The sequence below is a fragment of the Tabrizicola sp. genome, assembly GCF_022842145.1.
GTDB lineage: Bacteria > Pseudomonadota > Alphaproteobacteria > Rhodobacterales > Rhodobacteraceae > Tabrizicola.
Genome location: NZ_JALHQD010000001.1, coordinates 455,233 through 472,077, shown reverse-complemented (window position 1 = coordinate 472,077; position 16,845 = coordinate 455,233). Strand labels below are relative to the sequence as shown.

The following is a 16,845-nucleotide window of genomic DNA, read 5'->3' as shown; positions in this document are numbered from 1 at the left end:
TCGGTCGGGGACTTTGGGCGCCTACATCCTTCGCCGCTTGCTGCTGGTGATCCCGACGTTGTTCGGGGTCATGCTGATCAACTTCGCGCTGACCCAATTCGTCCCCGGCGGCCCGATCGAACAGGTCCTGGCCCGGCTGGAAGGCGAGGGCGACTCGATCCAGAACATCTCCGGCACCGAAGGTGGCGGGGTGCAAGAGGAAGACTCCGGCTATCAAGGCGCCCGCGGGTTGCCGCCGGAATTCCTGGCCAAGCTTGAGGTCCAGTTCGGTTTCGCCCGCATCGTCTGCGACGAAGGCTTTACCGGCGAGCCGTCCGTGACCGCGCCGGAGTGCCGGAAGGAAGCGATCCCTGCCACCGAACGGTTCTTCATGATGATGGGGAACTACCTGACCTTCGACTTCGGCGAGAGCTATTTCCGCTCGATCTCGGTCGTGGACCTGATCCTGGAAAAGATGCCGGTCTCGATCACCCTCGGCCTCTGGTCGACGCTGATCGCCTACCTGATCTCGATCCCCCTTGGCATCCGCAAGGCCGTCCGCGATGGCTCGCGCTTCGACACTTGGACCTCTGGCGTCATCATCGCCGCCTATGCGATCCCCGGCTTCCTGTTCGCGATCCTGTTGATGGTGATGTTCGCGGGCGGCAGCTATTTCCAGTGGTTTCCCCTGCGCGGGCTGACCAGCGACAACTTCGAAGAGCTGAGCCTTTGGGGCAAGATCGTCGACTACCTGTGGCACATCACCCTGCCGGTGACGGCGCAGCTGATATCGTCCTTCGCGGTCCTGACCCTGCTGACGAAGAACAGCTTCCTGGACGAGATCAAGAAGCAGTACGTCCTGACCGCCCGCGCCAAGGGCCTGTCCGAGGCGCGGGTCCTTTACGGACACGTCTTCCGCAACGCCATGCTGATCGTGATCGCGGGCTTCCCCAGCCTGTTTTTGGGCGTCTTCTTCGGATCAAGCCTGATCATCGAGGTGATCTTCTCGCTCGACGGGCTGGGCCAACTGGGCTTCAAATCCGCCGTCGAACGCGACTATCCGGTGATCTTCGGCACGCTGTTCGCGTTTGGCCTGATCGGCCTTGTCGTCGGCATCCTGTCGGACCTGATGTACGTGCTGGTCGACCCCCGCATCGACTTTGACAGGCGCGACTGATGGCTCTTTCGCCCCTGAACCAGCGCCGCTGGCGCAATTTCAAGTCCAACCGCCGCGCCTACTGGTCGCTGTGGATCTTCCTGATCCTTTACGGATTCTCGCTCTTTGCCGAGCTGATCGCAAACGACCGGCCCATCCTGGTGCAGTACCAGGGCAGGTATTACACCCCGGTCTTCAAGTTCTACCCCGAGGTGGCCTTCGGCGGCGACCTGCGCACGGAAGCCAACTACACAACGCCCGAGGTGCAATGTTTGATCGTCTCGGGCGGCTCGCTGGATTGCTGGGACGACCCCCGCGGCATCAAGGCCGAGGTTGAAACCCAGGGCACCGCTTTGGGTGAACCTGTGCAGCAGCAGGGCTGGATGGTCTGGCCGGTCATCCCCTACAAGTACAACAGCATCGTCGATACGGGCGGCGTGGCCCCCGGCCCACCTTCCGCGCAGAACTGGCTTGGCACCGACGACACCAGCCGCGACGTGCTGGCCCGGGTGATCTACGGCTTTCGCCTGTCCGTCACGTTCGCGCTGATCGTCGTGGCGCTGACCTCGGTCATCGGCATCGCTGCCGGGGCCGTGCAGGGCTATTTCGGCGGCCTGACCGACCTTCTCTTCCAGCGCTTCATCGAGCTTTGGTCCTCGGTCCCCACCCTCTACGTCATCATCATCATCACCGCGATCTGGGCCAAGAGTTTCTGGTTACTCGTCGCTCTCATGGTCATCTTCGGCTGGACCGGCCTTGTCGGTGTCGTCAGGGCCGAGTTCCTGCGCGCCCGCAACTTCGAATACGTCCGCGCCGCCAAGGCACTGGGCGTGTCTGACCCGCAGATCATGTTCCGCCACGTCCTGCCGAACGCGATGGTCGCCACGCTGACCATGCTGCCCTTCGCGATCACCGGCACCATCGCGGGCCTTGCCACGCTGGACTACCTCGGCTTCGGCCTGCCCTCGGACCTGCCGTCGCTCGGCCAGCTGACCCGGCAGGCGCAGCAGAACCTGCAGGCACCGTTCCTGGCCTTCACCGCCTTCTTCACCTTCGCCATCATGCTCTCGCTTCTTGTCTTCATCTTCGAGGGCGTCCGCGATGCCTTTGACCCGAGAAAGACCTTCAGATGAGCGTGCTGGAGGTCAAGGACCTGTCCGTCAGCTTCCGCCAGGACGGCCGCATCATCCAGGCCGTCAAGGGTGTCTCCTTCTTTGTCGACAAGGGCGAAACCGTAGCGCTGGTCGGCGAAAGCGGTTCCGGCAAGTCCGTCACGGCGCTGTCGACCGTCGGGCTGCTCTCAGACAGTGCCGAGGTGTCCGGCTCGGTCACCTATGCCGGCAAGCAAATGGTCGGAGCGTCCGAATCCGCCCTTCGCACGATCCGCGGCAACGACATCAGCTTCATCTTTCAGGAGCCGATGACCTCGCTGAACCCGCTTCACACCATCGAAAAGCAGCTGGCCGAGAGCCTCTCCCTGCACCAGGGCCTGAGCGGGGCCGCAGCGCGGGCCCGGATCATCGAGCTTCTGGGCAAGGTCGGCATCCGCGACGTCGAAAGCCGCCTGGGGGCCTATCCGCATCAACTGTCCGGGGGCCAACGCCAACGGGTGATGATCGCGATGGCGCTGGCCAACGGGCCAGAACTGCTGGTCGCGGATGAGCCCACCACGGCGCTGGACGTCACCATCCAGGCGCAGATCCTGGACCTCTTGGCCGATCTGAAAAAGGCCGAGGGTCTGAGCCTTCTTTTCATCACCCACGACCTTGGCATCGTCCGCCGCATCGCCGACCGGCTCTGCGTCATGCAGGGCGGCGAGATCGTCGAACAGGGTCCGACGGCCGAAATCTTCGCCAACCCGAAGCACCCCTATACGCAAAAGCTTCTCGCTGCCGAACAGAAGGGCGGCCCCGATCCCGTGCCCACCGGGTCGCAGGAAATCGTGCGGACGGAAAACCTTCGCGTCTGGTTCCCGATCCACAAGGGCTTTTTGCGCCGTACGGTCGGCCATGTGAAGGCCGTGAACGACGCGAACCTTTCCGTCCGGGCCGGGGAAACCCTGGGCATTGTCGGCGAAAGCGGGTCCGGCAAGACCACGCTGGCGCTCGCGATCTTGCGGCTGATGGGCTCGCAGGGGAAGGTCGTGTTCCTTGGCCGCGACATCAGCCGTCTGGACGAGACCTGGGATCAGGCGCAGTCCCGCCGCAGCGCCGACGCGGGGCCAGAGGGCTGGGACGAGTTGATCGATGCCGCCCGCTCGGCCTTCGGCAACACCAAAGGCCGCAAGGCGATGCGGGTGATCCGCCGCAACATGCAGGTGGTGTTCCAGGACCCCTACGGCAGTCTTTCGCCACGGATGACCGTGGAACAGATCATCGCCGAGGGCCTGGGCGTCCACGGCGTCGAACCCGGCCGCAACCGGACCGAGATGGTGGCCGAGATCATGCGCGAGGTCGGCCTCGACCCCGCGATGATGGCCCGCTATCCGCATGAATTCAGTGGTGGCCAGCGCCAGCGCATCGCCATCGCCCGCGCGATGATCCTGCGCCCGCTGCTGGTGGTGCTGGACGAACCGACCAGCGCGCTGGACATGACCGTGCAAGTCCAGATCGTCGAGCTTCTGCGTGAGCTGCAGCGGAAATGGGGCCTCGCCTACATCTTCATCAGCCACGACCTGCGGGTGATCCGCGCGATGGCGCACAAGGTCATGGTGATGCAGGCCGGAGATGTCGTGGAATCCGGCGATTGCGAGGCCGTGTTTACCGAACCGAAATCCGATTATACGAAGGCTCTGATGGCAGCTGCCTTCGGACCCGGAATGTGAAGCTTCTCTTCGTCCACCAGAACTTTCCCGGCCAGTTCCTGCACCTCGCGCCAGAGATGCAGCGCCTTGGGCATGACGTGCGCGCCTTGACCGATGCAACCAACGGCAAGACCGCGGACGTCCCGATCCTGCGCTACACGCACAAGGCGCAACCCCTTGATGCCAAGGCCACGCGGCTTGGGCGGACCTTCACCCAGATGGCCGACCGCGGCGTCTCCGTCGCCCGCCACGCGCGCCGGATGCGGGCCGAGGGCTATGTGCCCGACGTGATCTATGGCCATTCCGGTTGGGGCGAGACCCTGTTTCTGAAAGAGGTCTGGCCCGAAGCCAGGCTTCTGGTCTTTGCGGAATTCTACTACCGCGGCATAGGCGCGGATGTGGGCTTTGACCCGGAGTATCAGGTCCAGGGCTTCGATCAGGTGATGATCTCCCAATCCCGGGCGGCCTATCTTGCCCAGGCCCTGATCCATGCCGACGCGGGCGTGGCCCCGACCGAATGGCAGGCCAGCACCCATCCCCCGGTCCTGCGGCGCCAGCTTGAAGTGATCTTCGACGGGGTGGATTGCGACCGGCTGACACCGAACCCACAGGCCCGCTTCACCTTGCCGGATGGCCGGACCCTGCACCGCGGGGACGAGGTGGTGACCTTCGTCAACCGCAACCTCGAACCCTATCGCGGCTATCACATCTTCCTGCGCGCCTTGCCCGATGTCCTGGCTGCCCGGCCCGGCGCCCATGTCGTCATCGTCGGCGAAGACGGGGTGAGCTACGGCGCTGCGCCTCCGGGGGGTGGGACCTGGAAAGATCTGATCCTGAACGAGGTGAAGGATCGGCTGGACCTGTCCCGCGTCCACTTTGTCGGCAAGCTGCCTTATGACCACCTGGTCGACCTGATCCATGTTAGCCGCGTTCACGCCTACCTGACCTATCCTTTCGTCCTGTCCTGGTCGATGGTCGAGACGATGGCAGCCGGAACGCTTGTGATCGGCTCGAACACCGCGCCGGTGGCCGAGGTGATCACGGATGGCAAGACGGGCCGGATGGTTGATTTCTTCGACGTCAAGGGTTGGTCGGCGGCCCTGATCGACGCTCTCGCCCACCCCGAAGCCTATGAGCCGATGCGTGCTGCCGCCCGACAGATGGTGCGCGACCGCTACGACCTGCGCTCGGTCAGCCTGCCGAAACAGGTAGAGCTTCTGACCCGCCTGTCCCGAAGCTGAAGCTCTTGCGCCCTCAAACCGCCGAGGAGTGTTTGGCCTTCTCGCTGTCGTAGGCATCGAAGACCCGCGCGATCATCCGGGTCAGGGGCCGCGCGCGGTCGGGGATGTAGAACCCTTCGTCAGTTACCCGCACCATGTCACCGAACTCGGCCACCGCCCGTTGAAAGAGCGCATCCAGCCGGGCGGGCGTGACGTCAAAGTCGCGCAAGAGCTCGCCGCGCGAGACGAAGAAATCGCACATCAGCGCCTCGATGATCCGCGCCCGCAGCGTGTCTTCGCCGGCAAAGGCATGCCCCTTGTGGGTCGAGAACTGCCCGGCGCGGATCGCTTTGGTGTGCTGCGCAGTGCCCGAGGCATTCTGCGAGAAGCCCTGCGGGAACCGGCTGATCGACGAGGCGCCAAGCCCGATCAGCACGGGTGCCGTGTCATCGGTGTAGCCCTGGAAGTTCCGCCGCAAAGTCCCCGCCATCAGCGCCCGCGCCATCCCGTCCTCGGGCTTGGCGAAATGGTCGATCCCGACCTCGACGTAGCCGTCCCACAGGAACAGCTGCCGCGCCGTCTCGAACAGCGACAGCCGCTCTTGCGGCGTCGGCATCGCGTCCGAGGGGATCATCTGCTGCCGCCGGCTCATCCACGGCACATGGGCATAGCCGTAAAGCGCCACCCGGTCCGGAGACAGGGTCAGCAGCTTCTGCACGGAATCGGAAATCCGCGGCCCGGTCTGGAACGGCAGTCCGTACAGGATGTCGGCGTTCAGGCTGCCGATCCCCCGCGCCCGGATGCGCTCGGCCACGTCGCGGGTCAGCTGATAGCTTTGCTCGCGTCCGATCGCCTTCTGGATCAAGGGGTCGAAGTCCTGCACTCCGATCGAGGCGCGGTTCATGCCTGCCGCCGCAAGGGCATCCAGCCGCGCATCGTCAATCTCGTTGGGGTCGATCTCGACCGAGAACTCACCATCCTCGGCCAGCGGCACCACGTCGAACACGGTGTCGGCAAGGCTGCGCATCTGGTCCGCAGACAGCAATGTCGGCGTCCCGCCGCCCCAGTGCAGGCGCGAAAGCTGTACCCCGCGCGGCAGATGCGCCCGCAGAAGCGCCAATTCGGCCTTCAGCGTCTCGACATAGGCGATCACCGGCTCGTCCGAGGTCGTGCCTTGGGTCCGGCACGCGCAGAACCAGCACAATCTCCGGCAGAAAGGGACGTGTATGTATAGCGAAACTGCGCTACCCTCGGGGATCGACTGGATCCAGCGAGAAAAATCCGGCGGCCCGATGTCCGACCCGAAGTGCGGTGCTGTTGGATACGACGTGTAACGCGGTACGCGTGCGTCGAATAGCCCAAGCCGGGCGAGTTGCGGGTCATGTGTCATGCGTTTAAAATAGAAATGGTGTCAGGGGTGATCCTTGACTCAGATCAAGGGACGACAAGACCGATGCACGATCACTCCGTTCACGTTCAGTGCGGTGAGTGCCCGATCCGCCATCGGGCGGTCTGCGCGCGCTGCGAAACGGACGAGCTTTCGCGGCTGGAGCAGATTAAGTACTACCGCAGCTTCCAGGCTGGCCAGACCGTCATCTGGTCCGGCGACCGGATGGAGTTTGTCGGTTCGGTCGTCTCGGGCATCGCCACGCTGACCCAGACGATGGAAGATGGCCGCCGCCAGATGGTCGGGTTGCTGCTGCCGTCTGATTTCGTCGGTCGTCCGGGTCGGTCAACCGCAGCCTTCGACGTGACCGCAACCACCGACCTCGTGATGTGCTGCTTCCGTAAGAAGCCCTTCGAAGAGATGATGGTCGCCACCCCCCACATCGCCCAGCGGCTCTTGGAGATGACGCTGGATGAACTGGACGCCGCCCGGGAATGGATGCTGCTTCTGGGTCGAAAGACTGCCCGGGAAAAGATCGCCTCGCTGATCTCGATCATCGCCCGTCGCGACGCGGCCTTGCACGTGCGCAAGAAGGCGGGCGTCCTGTCGGTCGACCTTCCCCTTACCCGGGAAGAAATGGCGGATTATCTGGGCCTGACGCTGGAGACCGTGAGCCGCCAGATTTCCGCGCTGAAGAAGGACGGGGTGATCAGCCTGGAAGGCAACCGCCACGTCTCGATCCCCAACCTCGACCGCCTGCTGGAAGAGGCTGGCGACGACAGCGACGGCGGGATGCTGGTCTGAGCACCACGCGGGCGCGAACAGATTGTCCAATGTTATCAACGGATCCACTGGTGGCCGTTAACCGGCTGGTAACCAGTTCGCTTGGATCTTGGAGCGGTTCATGCTGACCTTCCACACCTGCGACGTCTTCACCGACCGCCCCTTCGCCGGCAATCCCTTGGCGATCGTCCTTGGTGCCGATGACCTGTCGACGGCGCAGATGCTGACCCTTGCGCGCGAATTCAACCTGTCCGAGACGATCTTCGTGCAGCGACCGGCAGACCCCTCCCACACCGCCCGCGTGCGCATCTTCTTTCCCACTGCCGAGATCCCTTTCGCCGGTCATCCCACCATCGGTTGCGCGATCCACCTTGCCACGGCCGCCGCCGGACCGGGGGATTTCGACAGCGAGATCGTGCTGGAGGAAGAGGCTGGCCTCGTCCCCGTCAAGGTCTGGCGCCGCGGGACCGCAACGCGGGCCGAGTTCGTCGCGCCGGTCCTTCCGCATGCCGTTCCCGATGCGCCCGACCTTGCCGCGGCGCTGGATCCGGTCCGGCTGGGGAGGGCTCTGGGCCTTGCGACGGACGACATCGGCTTTGCGGCTCATCGCCCCGGTCTCTGGCAGGGCGGGCCGCGTTTTCTGTACGCGCCCATTGCCTCGCTTGCGGCGCTGGCTCGGGCGCGTCCGATTCAGCCGGTCTGGTCCGAACAGATGCAGGCCGCCGGGGTCGACAGCATCTATCTGTACACGCCGGGGCCAGATTGCGACTTCCGCGCCCGCATGTTCTCGCCCACCGCAGGGATCCCCGAGGATCCCGCGACCGGGTCAGCCAGTGCGATCCTGGCCGCACAGCTTTTGGCTTCGGGCGGGTTGAGCGAGGGTGAGACGCAGCTTGCCTTGCGGCAGGGGGTCGAGATGGGCCGTCCCAGCGACATCGGTCTTGCGGTCGTGCAGCGCGGTGGCCGGTTGCAGCAGGTCCGCGTGGCGGGCAACGCAGTTCCCGTCGCGTCAGGGCAGATCCGGGCGCCGAAGGGATGAGGTGAGCCCCTGCGCGGGTCCCTCTGCGGCGCGGTGCTTGTCGGGAAGGTGTGCGGATCGCCCACCCTACGCCCAAGCGAATGTCCCAACGGATCGTGAATGCCGGCCCGCAAGTGCTTGGTCTTGATTGCTCAGCGGTTGCTTTAGCCCACCCGCGCGAATGTATCGGCCGAGGACAGGGCCCAGGCCTCGGCAAAGCGCGGGGACGAGGCCGGGTCAGCGGTCAACTGGCCCGGCGAAAGCTGTTCGTACTGCTCGGCCAGCGAGATCACCCGGTCCGACGAGGCCCTTCGCAGGAAGTGGTGCGGTTGCAGTTCGGACGGATGTGACAGGCCCGCCGCAGCCACCAGTTCGGCCAGGGCATGCAGCGTGTTGCGGTGGAAGCTTGCCACCCGTTCCGCCTTGTCGGGGACCACGATGGCCCGCTGCCGGAGCGGGTCCTGTGTGGCGACCCCGGTCGGGCAGGCCCCGGTATGGCAGGACTGCGCCTGGATGCAGCCGACCGCGAACATGAACCCCCGCGCCGCGTTGCACCAGTCGGCCCCCAATGCCAGCGTCCGCGCCATGTCGAAGGCCGAGGTGATCTTGCCAGACGCCCCGATCTGCACCCGGTCCCGCACCCCGATCCCGACAAGCGCATTGTGAACGAAGCTTAGTCCGTCCCGCAAAGGCATCCCGACATAGTCCATGAATTCCAAGGGTGCAGCGCCGGTCCCGCCCTCTTTCCCGTCGACGACGATGAAATCGGGGGTGATCCCGGTCGCCAGCATCGCCTTGCAGATCGCCATGAACTCCCACGGGTGGCCGATGCACAGCTTGACCCCGGCGGGCTTGCCCCCTGACAACTCGCGCATTTGCGCCACGAATTCCAGCAGGCCGACAGGGGTGGAGAAGACGGCATGGCTTGCCGGTGACACGCAGTCCTGTCCCATCGGCACGCCCCGGATGCGCGAGATTTCCTGAGTCACCTTGGCCGCCGGAAGCACCCCGCCGTGACCGGGCTTGGCCCCCTGCGAAAGCTTCAGTTCGACCATTCGGATCTGCGGGTCCTGAGCGGCCTCGGCGAACTTGGCCGGGTCAAAACCACCGTCCGCCCGGCGCGCCCCGAAGTAGCCCGATCCCAGCTCCCACACCAGATCACCGCCGTGTTCGCGGTGATAGGGCGAAACCCCGCCTTCCCCCGTGTCATGATAGAAGCCGCCCGACTTGGCTCCCTTGTTCAGGGCCCGGATCGCATTGGCAGAGAGCGACCCATAGCTCATCGCTGAAATGTTGAGGAGACTGGCGGAATAGGGCAGCGCCGTGCCTGCCCCGATCAGGGTCCGCAGCCCGTCATGCCCGACCGCCGCTTTCGGAGCGATGGAGTGGTGCAGCCATTCGTACTGTTCCTGATAGACGTCGAACTGGGTGCCGAAGGGCCGCTTGTCCAGCTCTCGCTTGGCGCGCTGGTAGACGATGGCGCGCTTGTCGCGGGGGAAGGGGGCGCCGTCCTTGTCGCCTTCGAAGAAATACTGCCGCATCTCGGGCCGGATCGCCTCCAGCAGAAAGCGCAGGTGGGCGGCGACCGGGTAGTTGCGCAAGACCGCGTGGCGGGTCTGGCGCAGATCGTGGACGCCAATCAGCACGGACGCCATGCACAGCGCGCCAAAGGGGAGGAGCCACCAGTCCTGCGCCGGAAAAGCCAGCATCAGCAGAGCCACGACGACCACCAGGATCGCGGGCCAGGTGATCAGGGCATAGCGCAGCGTGAAGACAGTCGACAGCATTCCGGCCCCCGGGTTCGGTTCGGCCAGCATTAAGCATGGAACTTGCGGTCCGGTTAACGGAATTTCAGAACGGCGCCGGTGCGGTGAAGCTGACCCAGGCGCCGGTGGTGGGATGGTGCAGCGCCAGCGTCTCGGCATGCAGCATCAGGCGGGGATGGCCGGGCAGCGTCTCGGGCGCGTAGATCTGATCGCCAAGGATCGGGTGGCCCAGCGACAGCATATGGACGCGCAACTGGTGGCTGCGCCCGGTGTGCGGAGTCAGGTGGACCCGGGTTTCGGTGTCGGTCCGGTCGATCACCTGCCAGTCGGTGACGGCTGGACGACCGTTCACCGGGTCGACCTTCTGCCGCGGGCGATACTCCCAATCGCTGCCGACCGGCAGATCAATTGTACCGCTGTCCTGCTCCAGACGGCCTTTCAGCCGGGCGATGTAGGTCTTCTTGGCGCGGCGGTTCTCGAACTCCTGCCCCAGAAAACCCTGCGCCTGCTTGGTTCGGGCGAAGATGATGACCCCGGAGGTGTCGCAGTCCAGCCGGTGCACCGTCAGCGCATCCCAGCGTGCGGCCTTGAGGCGGGTGATCAGGCAATCCTGCCGCCCCTCCAGCTTGCCCGGCACGGTAAGAAGGCCCGCGGGTTTGTCCACCACGATGACCGCCGCGTCCTCGTGCAGGATCTGCAAAGGGGTGTCCGGCGGATCGTAGGCGAAATCCGGGATGAGCGAAGGCCTATGCAATCCTGTGCCCTTCGGCTTTCAGGCGGGCGTGGAGATGGCGGATATGGGCGGGACCGACCTCGCAGCAGCCGCCGATCAGCGTGGCGCCTTGCGCGACCCAGCCCAGAGCGAAGTCGGTGTAGCGGTCCGGCGACAGGTCGTGGCGGGCGCAGTATTCCGGCGCGCTGGTGCCGTGGGTGTGCGGGGTGATCTCGGAGAAGCCATTGGCGTAGGCGCCGAAGGGCAGGCCGAGGGGTTTCAATGCGTCAAGCGCGGAGGACATCGCTTCGGGCATCGAGCAGTTGGCAAGGACGGCGTCGGCGGGGGTCTCTGCCAGGACCTCGGCCAGACGCGCAACAGGTTCGCCGGACCGCAGCTTCGTGCCGTCGCGGTCCTGGACGGAAACCGAAAGCCAGACCGGCCGGTCGGTAGTCCGCGCCCCTCTCAGCGCCCCGCGCGCAAGGTCGAGCGAGGAAATCGTCTCGATCAGGATCACATCGACATGGGCGGCCAGAAGGCGGGCCTTCTCGGCATAGAGTGCCGTCGAGACGTCCACGGGTGGGGTCAGGTCGGGGCGGTAGCTTTCGCCCAGCGGACCCATCGAGCCGGCAATCATCCCGCGACCCGCGCTGGCGCGGGCCTCATGCGCCTCGGCCAAGGCCCGCAGGTGGAGCGCGTGGTACAGGGCGTCGAGGCCCTGCGGTTGCAGCCGGTCGTGCAGGATGTTGTAGGTGTTGGTCGTGGCAAGGCTGGCCCCGGCCGCAAAGTAATCTTCGTGGATCGCGCGGACGAGGCCGGGGTGGTCCAGCATCACCCGCGTCGCCCACAGGGGGCCGGGGTCGGACCCGGCTCGGGCGATCAGTTCCTGGCCCATGCCGCCGTCGAGAAGAGTGATGGTGGTCATCTGTTGTCCTGTCGTTGCGCCTGGGGCTGGCCCTGGAGGGTTTCACACCCTCCAGACCTCCCGTGGGATATTTGCACAAAGATGAAAGCGCAACTCGGTCGGTCGGGTCAGGTCGCGTCCCGGAAGACTTCGGCGAGGAGAGGGACGAGCCAGTCTTCGTCGTCCCTAGTGAATGCGGCCTGGCTGTCGCTGTCCAGATCGAGGACACCGAGCAGCTCTCCACGGCCGTTCCACACTGGCAGGACAAGCTCGGATCGCGTGCTGGAGGAGCAGGCGATGTGACCGGGGAAGGCCTCGACGTCCGGCACGTTCTGGATCTGGCCGGTACGTGCGGCGGCACCGCAGACGCCGCGGCTGAACGGGATCACCAGACAGCCGTGGCCGCCCTGGTAGGGGCCGATCTTCAGAAGCTCGGGCGCCACGACGCGGTAAAAGCCGGTCCAGTCGGCGAAGGGGTGCGCGTGGTGGATTTCGCAGGCGACGGTGGCCATCAGCGCGACAGAGTCCGTCTCGCCCTGGGTCAGGGCGCGGATGCTGGCGCTGATCGCATCGCGGTCGAGAGTCGGGGCGGGCTCAGTAGCCAAGGGCGCAACCGTCCTTCCTGGGGTCGGAGGCGCCGATCAGCAGGTCGCCGTCGATGCGGATCGCCTGGGCGCCACCAAGGGGGGTGTCGGGAATGACCACCTTGTGGCCCATCGCGGCAAGGTCGGCACGGACGGCATCGCTGTAGCCGCGCTCGACCTCCATCCCGTCAGGGCCCGAGAAGCAGCGGGGCGCGTCGATCGCCGCCTGCGGATCAAGGCCGAAATCGGTGAGGTTGGAGACAAAGCGCGCATGGCCCGTGGGCTGGTAGGCCCCGCCCATGACGCCGAACGGCATGATCACGCGGCCGTTCTGGCGCAGCATGCCGGGGATGATGGTGTGCATCGGGCGCTTGCCCGGACCGGCCTCGTTCGGGTGGCCTTCCTGCAGGGTGAAGCCTGCGCCGCGGTTCTGGAAGTTGACCCCGAATTTCGAGGAGGCAAGCCCTGCGCCAAAGCCCCAGAAGATCGAGTAGATCAGCGACACCGCCATCCGGTCGCGGTCGACGACGGTGATATAGATCGTGTCGCGGTGCATCGCCTCGGTCAGCGGGGCCGCGGCGGGCATCGCGCGCCTGGGATCGATCAGCGCCGCAAGCTTCGCGGCCGTGTCATCGCTGAGCATGTGAGCAAGGCGGGTGGTGTGGTCGGGGTCGGCGATGAAGCGATTGCGGGCGTCATAGGCAAGCTTGGTCGCCTCGGCTTCGATATGGGCGCGCTGACTGCCGAAGGGGTCCATCGCCTTGAGGTCGAAGTGCTTGAGGATGTTGAGGAGAAGGATCGCCGTCGCGCCCTGGCCGTTTGGCGGGTGCTCGATCAGCTCGATCCCCTGGTACGGGCCGGAAACGGGCGTGGTGTAGTCGCAGGCGGTGGCGGCCAGGTCGTCATGGGTGTGGGTGCCGCCCAGAGCCTGCAGCGAGGTGATCATGTCCTCGGCCACTTCGCCCTCGTAGAACCCGGCGCGGCCGTCCTTTGCGATGCGGCGCAGGACTTCGGCCTGGCCGGGAGCGCGGAAGACCTGGCCGATGGTGGGCGCCTGGCCGTTCAGGGTGTAGAAATCGCGTGCGGCGCCCTTCAGGCAGGGCAGGTCGTCGGCCCAGTCGAATGCGACGCGGGGGGCGACGGGGATGCCTTCTTCGGCGTAGTGAATGGCGGGGGCAAGCACCTCGGCCAGCGACTTCAGGCCGTAGTCGGCGTTCAGGCGGCAGAAGGCGTCGATGGCGCCGGGCAGCGTGACCGATTCGATGGCCTGGATTGGCATCGCGGTCAGGCCCCTGGTGCGGAGGTCGGCAGCGTTCAACCCCTTGGGGGAGCGGCCGGAGCCATTCAGTGCGACAACCTCATCGGATCCGGCAGGCTTGAGGAGGACGAAGCAATCCCCACCGATCCCGGTCATCTGCGGCTCTGCAATGCCAAGGACGACGGCGCCGGCAAGGGCTGCATCGGCTGCGTTGCCGCCGGACTTCAGCACCTCGATCGCGACCTGGGCTGCGATGGGATGCGAGGTGGCGCACAGGCCGTTGCGGGCATAGACGGCCGAGCGGCCAGGCAGGTGAAGGTCGCGCATTGTTCCCCCGAATGCAGGTCCCTGTCGAAGCTAGGGCGCGGGGGCGGCGAAGCCAAGGGGAAAGGACCCCGACATCCGGGAGAGGGATGGACTGAGGATCCGGATGCCGGGGGCAGCCTTGACCGCCGCAGCGTCCGGATCGCCCGGCGCCGCGACGAAAGCAGGACGATCCCGCGGCAGGTTTGCGACCAGTTTCTAAAATCCGAACTGTCTAGGCCTGGGGGAGAAGGAAGCTGAGCCGGTTGCAGCCACCCGTCCGCAGATAGGTCAGATCATTCGTCAGGCTGTGGATCAGATGCCAGCCAAAGCCACCCTCGGGCAGATCCTCCAGCGCGGTGTCGGTGCTGGGAAGCTGCCCGACCGGCAGTCGTTCGTGCGGCATGGCGATGCCCTGGTCCACCACAAGACACTGCGTCCCATCTGCGACCGCAGTCAGCGTGACCCAGACCGGGCCCGGCCCGTCGGGGTATGCATGTTCGCCGATGTTGTTCAGCACTTCGGCCAGCACCAGTTCGGCGGTGCCGCGCCCATCGGGCGAAAGATCGCGCAGAGGCGGTGCGGCCAGCATCTGCGCCAGATTGTCCCGGACGGCGAGCGGGCTGGCCAGAAAGACCAGGTGCAGCCCGTCCGACCGACCATGAGGCTCAGGCGCTGGCTGCATGCGAGACGGCGACATCGACCGAGGGGTGAATGGTGAAGATGCTGTCCATCCGCGTCAGTCGGAACACCTTTTCGACCGTGGGGGTCAGGCCAGCAAGCTCCAGCACGCGGTCGGGGCCAAGCAGCTTCTTCACCGCGACGATGGCGCCCAGTCCTGACGAATCAAGAAACTGGACCCGGGCCAGGTCCAGGACCACGCGGTCCGGCCCGTTCTTCGTCACGTCCCGCATCTTTTCCTTGAACTGGATCGCGGTGGCCGCGTCGATACGGTCCTCGATCACCGTCACCGAGATCACCTTGGGTCTGGTCTGAGTCTGCAGTTGCATGTTGCACCCCTTTCTTGCGTTTCCCGCAGGCTAGGGTCAAAGGGTGAACAACTGGTAAGCGCCAACCGTCAGTTCAGCTGGAACGTCACCGGATAACGCCCGTCCTCGAAATCGCCGAAAAGATCGCCGAGATCGGGGTGATCGACCGGTTCGCCGGTTTCGTCGGGCACAAGGTTCTGCTCGGAGACATAGGCCACGTAGTAGCTTTGACCGTTTTCCGCGAGAAGGTGGTAGAAGGGCTGGTCCTTCGAGGGACGGCTCTCCTCGGGGATGTTGTCGTACCATTCGTCGGTGTTGGAAAACATCGCGTCCACGTCGAAGACGACACCCCGAAACGGATGCTTCCGGTGACGGAGCACCTGCCCGATATGGTACTTGGCGTGCGTCGTCTGCATGGCACAATCCCCCGGATTTTCTTTACGCCTTTGGAGGAAATCTGTCCACTTCGCCTCGCCACCCGCAGGGAAACAGTCTGTGGGCCATCGTCCTACAGTCCGGCCGCTCGCGGGTTTCTGATCTGCGGGTCGGGCATTCCCCATTTCATCCCCGCAGCGAATAAGCTAAAGTTGCTACAAAAGAAAAGTGCACGAGGGGCAAATGAGCAGGTTTCTCCGTGCGTCGCTGGTGGTCCTTTGCCTTGCATCCTGCGGGGGCGGTGGCAACTACTCGGCGCCGAGGCAGTTGGACGATGCATGTGCGATCATTCGCGAGCGGCCGCAGTACCTGCGGGCGATGACCGCGACCGAGCGGCGCTGGGGCATCCCGGTGCATGTCCAGATGGCGACGATCTACCAGGAATCGAAATTCATCGGTAATGCGCGCACCCCGCACACCTTTGCGCTGGGCGTGATTCCGATGGGGCGGCAAAGCACGGCCTATGGCTACAGCCAGGCCCTGAACGGCACCTGGGAGGAATACCAGGCCAGCGCCGGCGGGCGGCGGGCCAAGCGGGACGACATCGGTGACGCGACCGACTTCATGGGCTGGTACATGGACGAATCCGCGCGGTCGCTGGGGATATCCAAGGACGACGCCCGGGCGCAGTACCTGGCCTATCACGAGGGCCGGACGGGGTATTCGTCCCAGTCCTACCTGAACAAGCCCTGGCTGGTCGAAGTTGCGGCCGCGGTCGGGGCGCGGTCCGAGATGTACCGCGGACAGTTGGCCTACTGCCGCTGACGGAAGGTGGGCGCATCGCCCACCCTACGCTTGGCATGGCGCTGACGGTCCGGTCAGTTCCCCCGCTTGGCGGTTTCGGCGGTGATGTCGAACAGGCTTGCACCGAACCTGCCGCCCTTGCTCATCTCGCCCAGGATCACCGTGGTCTGCGCGCCAAGGTCGTCGGTGATGATCCACTGGCGCAGCTCGACGGGGTTGTCGGTGAAGACCAGTTCGATCGTGCCGTATTCCGGGCTCTCCGGGTCCTGCGCGGTGACGCGGGTCGAGGTGCCGTCATCGGAGTGTCCGACGACCATCTTGGCCCGGCCAAGGTCGATGTCGCGGCCTAGGATCAGGTTCAAGGGCGTCCGCTTCAGCGGATACTGTTCCGGCGGCTGGTTCGACTTGGCGTCGAAGATCGCGACCTGCTGGCCGCCTGCGATCACCAGGCTGCGGTCCGGCGGCGCGTATTCAAAGCGCACCCGGCCCGGGCGATGAATGTAGATCTTCCCGGTCGAGATCGAGCCGTCCGAATTGATCTGGGTGAAGTCCGCTTCCAGCGTCGTCAGCCCGTTCAGGTAATCCGACAGTGTGGCGAGGGAAATCTTTTCCGCCGCCGCGGGAAGCGGCAGGAGGAAAGCGAGCGGGGCCAGCAGGGCAAGACGACGGTTCATGCCTTGGAATATAGCAATGCCGTGGACGGGATGCACCCCCGCAGCCCGCTCTGTTGCAGGGACGTGCCGAGCGTGTGATGCGATTGTGAGGGAGGTTGCTTCGACTGACTTGCACATCCTCGCAAGGATT

Annotated in this window: 17 protein-coding genes; 7 read left to right on the top strand and 10 right to left on the bottom strand. The window is 65.2% G+C overall.

The genetic code is table 11. The annotated features are described in order from the left end of the window. The first annotated feature begins 13 nt into the window (after positions 1-13). From Q0C42_RS02410 to Q0C42_RS02395, 4 genes are read left to right on the top strand one after another with little or no spacing between them, the layout of a single operon-like run. Positions 14-1,156, top strand: coding sequence for a microcin C ABC transporter permease YejB (locus Q0C42_RS02410; RefSeq protein WP_295071430.1), 1,143 nt, complete (start codon positions 14-16; stop codon positions 1,154-1,156). Next, positions 1,156-2,268, top strand: a complete 1,113-nt coding sequence (locus Q0C42_RS02405; protein WP_295071427.1) for an ABC transporter permease — start codon at positions 1,156-1,158, stop codon at positions 2,266-2,268. The genes Q0C42_RS02410 and Q0C42_RS02405 overlap by 1 nt, the downstream gene beginning before the upstream one ends. Further along, entirely contained in the window at positions 2,265-3,959 is a 1,695-nt protein-coding gene (locus Q0C42_RS02400; protein ID WP_295071425.1) for an ABC transporter ATP-binding protein, read from the top strand. Before Q0C42_RS02405 ends, Q0C42_RS02400 begins: the two co-directional genes overlap by 4 nt. Further along, positions 3,956-5,179 (top strand): glycosyltransferase, encoded by a 1,224-nt coding sequence (locus Q0C42_RS02395; protein ID WP_295071422.1) that lies wholly within the window; start codon positions 3,956-3,958, stop codon positions 5,177-5,179. The genes Q0C42_RS02400 and Q0C42_RS02395 overlap by 4 nt, the downstream gene beginning before the upstream one ends. Before the next feature lie 13 nt (positions 5,180-5,192). Here Q0C42_RS02395 and hemN read toward each other — a convergent pair whose 3' ends face one another. Further along, positions 5,193-6,548 (bottom strand): oxygen-independent coproporphyrinogen III oxidase, encoded by a 1,356-nt coding sequence (hemN, locus tag Q0C42_RS02390; protein WP_295071419.1) that lies wholly within the window; start codon positions 6,546-6,548, stop codon positions 5,193-5,195. Positions 6,549-6,611: 63 nt separating this feature from the next. Here hemN and fnrL point away from each other — a divergent pair, with 63 nt between their 5' ends. Then, positions 6,612-7,349: a transcriptional regulator FnrL gene (gene fnrL, locus Q0C42_RS02385; protein WP_295071416.1), complete on the top strand. Its 738-nt coding sequence runs from the start codon at positions 6,612-6,614 to the stop codon at positions 7,347-7,349. Positions 7,350-7,449: 100 nt separating this feature from the next. Further along, positions 7,450-8,367, top strand: a complete 918-nt coding sequence (locus Q0C42_RS02380) for a PhzF family phenazine biosynthesis protein (protein WP_295071413.1) — start codon at positions 7,450-7,452, stop codon at positions 8,365-8,367. A 143-nt stretch (positions 8,368-8,510) separates the two neighbouring features. Here Q0C42_RS02380 and Q0C42_RS02375 read toward each other — a convergent pair whose 3' ends face one another. The 8 genes from Q0C42_RS02375 to hspQ all read right to left on the bottom strand — a co-directional run bounded on the left by Q0C42_RS02375 (position 8,511) and on the right by hspQ (position 15,278). Continuing rightward, a complete protein-coding gene (locus tag Q0C42_RS02375; protein WP_295071410.1) occupies positions 8,511-10,163 on the bottom strand; it encodes an FMN-binding glutamate synthase family protein in 1,653 nt (550 codons plus the stop codon). Positions 10,164-10,197: 34 nt separating this feature from the next. Beyond that, entirely contained in the window at positions 10,198-10,866 is a 669-nt protein-coding gene (locus Q0C42_RS02370) for an RluA family pseudouridine synthase (RefSeq protein WP_295071407.1), read from the bottom strand. Then, on the bottom strand, positions 10,859-11,749 hold the full coding sequence (locus tag Q0C42_RS02365; RefSeq protein ID WP_295071405.1) for a homocysteine S-methyltransferase family protein: 891 nt from the start codon (positions 11,747-11,749) through the stop codon (positions 10,859-10,861). Before Q0C42_RS02365 ends, Q0C42_RS02370 begins: the two co-directional genes overlap by 8 nt. A 107-nt stretch (positions 11,750-11,856) precedes the next feature. Continuing rightward, complete coding sequence (locus Q0C42_RS02360) at positions 11,857-12,333, bottom strand: GAF domain-containing protein (RefSeq protein WP_295071402.1); 477 nt, start codon at positions 12,331-12,333, stop codon at positions 11,857-11,859. Next, positions 12,323-13,897: a gamma-glutamyltransferase family protein gene (locus Q0C42_RS02355; RefSeq protein WP_295071400.1), complete on the bottom strand. Its 1,575-nt coding sequence runs from the start codon at positions 13,895-13,897 to the stop codon at positions 12,323-12,325. The genes Q0C42_RS02360 and Q0C42_RS02355 overlap by 11 nt, the downstream gene beginning before the upstream one ends. 211 nt (positions 13,898-14,108) lie before the next feature. Beyond that, the gene (locus Q0C42_RS02350) at positions 14,109-14,558 is read right to left on the bottom strand and encodes an ATP-binding protein (protein WP_295071397.1); all 450 of its coding nucleotides are present in this window, start codon (positions 14,556-14,558) and stop codon (positions 14,109-14,111) included. Next, positions 14,542-14,883 carry an STAS domain-containing protein gene (locus Q0C42_RS02345; RefSeq protein WP_295071394.1) on the bottom strand — a complete coding sequence of 114 codons (342 nt, stop codon included), beginning with the start codon at positions 14,881-14,883 and terminating at the stop codon, positions 14,542-14,544. Before Q0C42_RS02345 ends, Q0C42_RS02350 begins: the two co-directional genes overlap by 17 nt. Positions 14,884-14,951: 68 nt before the next feature. Continuing rightward, positions 14,952-15,278: a heat shock protein HspQ gene (gene hspQ, locus Q0C42_RS02340; protein ID WP_295071391.1), complete on the bottom strand. Its 327-nt coding sequence runs from the start codon at positions 15,276-15,278 to the stop codon at positions 14,952-14,954. A 202-nt stretch (positions 15,279-15,480) separates the two neighbouring features. Here hspQ and Q0C42_RS02335 point away from each other — a divergent pair, with 202 nt between their 5' ends. Beyond that, entirely contained in the window at positions 15,481-16,062 is a 582-nt protein-coding gene (locus tag Q0C42_RS02335) for a lytic transglycosylase (RefSeq protein ID WP_295071389.1), read from the top strand. Positions 16,063-16,115: 53 nt separating this feature from the next. On the opposite strand, the gene Q0C42_RS02330 is transcribed toward Q0C42_RS02335, so the two are convergent. Beyond that, a complete protein-coding gene (locus Q0C42_RS02330; RefSeq protein ID WP_295071387.1) occupies positions 16,116-16,715 on the bottom strand; it encodes an outer membrane lipoprotein carrier protein LolA in 600 nt (199 codons plus the stop codon). Positions 16,716-16,845 lie beyond the last annotated feature (130 nt).

What these genes read in the sequence shown, in the direction of transcription:
- Q0C42_RS02405 (WP_295071427.1), top strand. Translation starts at nt 1,156, where the DNA reads ATGGCTCTTTCGCCCCTGAACCAGCGCCGCTGGCGCAATTTCAAGTCC.
- Q0C42_RS02400 (WP_295071425.1), top strand. Translation starts at nt 2,265, where the DNA reads ATGAGCGTGCTGGAGGTCAAGGACCTGTCCGTCAGCTTCCGCCAGGAC.
- hemN (WP_295071419.1), bottom strand. Translation starts at nt 6,548, where the DNA reads ATGACACATGACCCGCAACTCGCCCGGCTTGGGCTATTCGACGCACGC.
- fnrL (WP_295071416.1), top strand. Translation starts at nt 6,612, where the DNA reads ATGCACGATCACTCCGTTCACGTTCAGTGCGGTGAGTGCCCGATCCGC.
- Q0C42_RS02380 (WP_295071413.1), top strand. Translation starts at nt 7,450, where the DNA reads ATGCTGACCTTCCACACCTGCGACGTCTTCACCGACCGCCCCTTCGCC.
- Q0C42_RS02375 (WP_295071410.1), bottom strand. Translation starts at nt 10,163, where the DNA reads ATGCTGGCCGAACCGAACCCGGGGGCCGGAATGCTGTCGACTGTCTTC.
- Q0C42_RS02365 (WP_295071405.1), bottom strand. Translation starts at nt 11,749, where the DNA reads ATGACCACCATCACTCTTCTCGACGGCGGCATGGGCCAGGAACTGATC.
- Q0C42_RS02355 (WP_295071400.1), bottom strand. Translation starts at nt 13,897, where the DNA reads ATGCGCGACCTTCACCTGCCTGGCCGCTCGGCCGTCTATGCCCGCAAC.
- Q0C42_RS02350 (WP_295071397.1), bottom strand. Translation starts at nt 14,558, where the DNA reads ATGCAGCCAGCGCCTGAGCCTCATGGTCGGTCGGACGGGCTGCACCTG.
- Q0C42_RS02345 (WP_295071394.1), bottom strand. Translation starts at nt 14,883, where the DNA reads ATGCAACTGCAGACTCAGACCAGACCCAAGGTGATCTCGGTGACGGTG.
- hspQ (WP_295071391.1), bottom strand. Translation starts at nt 15,278, where the DNA reads ATGCAGACGACGCACGCCAAGTACCATATCGGGCAGGTGCTCCGTCAC.
- Q0C42_RS02335 (WP_295071389.1), top strand. Translation starts at nt 15,481, where the DNA reads ATGAGCAGGTTTCTCCGTGCGTCGCTGGTGGTCCTTTGCCTTGCATCC.
- Q0C42_RS02330 (WP_295071387.1), bottom strand. Translation starts at nt 16,715, where the DNA reads ATGAACCGTCGTCTTGCCCTGCTGGCCCCGCTCGCTTTCCTCCTGCCG.